This is a genomic window from Pseudomonas ceruminis (assembly GCF_021602025.1).
Classification (GTDB): domain Bacteria; phylum Pseudomonadota; class Gammaproteobacteria; order Pseudomonadales; family Pseudomonadaceae; genus Aquipseudomonas; species Aquipseudomonas ceruminis.
Window position 1 is genome coordinate 1 of the sequence record NZ_BQHW01000065.1, and the last position, 1,442, is coordinate 1,442.

1 rRNA gene is annotated in these 1,442 nt (G+C 52.9%); it reads left to right on the forward strand.

From position 1 onward, the window contains the following. Positions 1–1,368, forward strand: a 23S ribosomal RNA gene (locus L6D80_RS29800); the annotation flags it as partial. Positions 1,369–1,442: the final 74 nt, after the last annotated feature.

A 1,442-nucleotide genomic window follows, 5' to 3' on the forward strand; every position in this document is an offset into this window, starting at 1 on the left:
TTAGGCGACGAAGTGGTTGATGCCATGCTTCCAAGAAAAGCTCCTAAGCTTCAGATAACTGGGAACCGTACCCCAAACCGACACAGGTGGTTAGGTAGAGAATACCAAGGCGCTTGAGAGAACTCGGGTGAAGGAACTAGGCAAAATGGCACCGTAACTTCGGGAGAAGGTGCGCCGGTGAGGGTGAAGGACTTGCTCCGTAAGCCCATGCCGGTCGAAGATACCAGGCCGCTGCGACTGTTTATTAAAAACACAGCACTCTGCAAACACGAAAGTGGACGTATAGGGTGTGACGCCTGCCCGGTGCCGGAAGGTTAATTGATGGGGTTAGCGCAAGCGAAGCTCTTGATCGAAGCCCCGGTAAACGGCGGCCGTAACTATAACGGTCCTAAGGTAGCGAAATTCCTTGTCGGGTAAGTTCCGACCTGCACGAATGGCGTAACGATGGCGGCGCTGTCTCCACCCGAGACTCAGTGAAATTGAAATCGCTGTGAAGATGCAGTGTATCCGCGGCTAGACGGAAAGACCCCGTGAACCTTTACTATAGCTTTGCACTGGACTTTGAATTTGCTTGTGTAGGATAGGTGGGAGGCTTTGAAGTGGGGACGCCAGTTCTCATGGAGCCATCCTTGAAATACCACCCTGGCAACTTTGAGGTTCTAACTCAGGTCCGTTATCCGGATCGAGGACAGTGTATGGTGGGTAGTTTGACTGGGGCGGTCTCCTCCCAAAGAGTAACGGAGGAGTACGAAGGTGCGCTCAGACCGGTCGGAAATCGGTCGTAGAGTATAAAGGCAAAAGCGCGCTTGACTGCGAGACAAACACGTCGAGCAGGTACGAAAGTAGGTCTTAGTGATCCGGTGGTTCTGTATGGAAGGGCCATCGCTCAACGGATAAAAGGTACTCCGGGGATAACAGGCTGATACCGCCCAAGAGTTCATATCGACGGCGGTGTTTGGCACCTCGATGTCGGCTCATCACATCCTGGGGCTGAAGCCGGTCCCAAGGGTATGGCTGTTCGCCATTTAAAGTGGTACGCGAGCTGGGTTTAGAACGTCGTGAGACAGTTCGGTCCCTATCTGCCGTGGACGTTTGAGATTTGAGAGGGGCTGCTCCTAGTACGAGAGGACCGGAGTGGACGAACCTCTGGTGTTCCGGTTGTCACGCCAGTGGCATTGCCGGGTAGCTATGTTCGGAAGAGATAACCGCTGAAAGCATCTAAGCGGGAAACTTGCCTCAAGATGAGATCTCACTGGGATCTTGAATCCCCTAAAGGGCCGTCGAAGACTACGACGTTGATAGGTTGGGTGTGTAAGCGCTGTGAGGCGTTGAGCTAACCAATACTAATTGCCCGTGAGGCTTGACCATATAACACCCAAGCAATTTGCTAGCGCAGATTGCGGTGGTGAAGACGAAACGAACCGAAAGTTCGCAACATCACA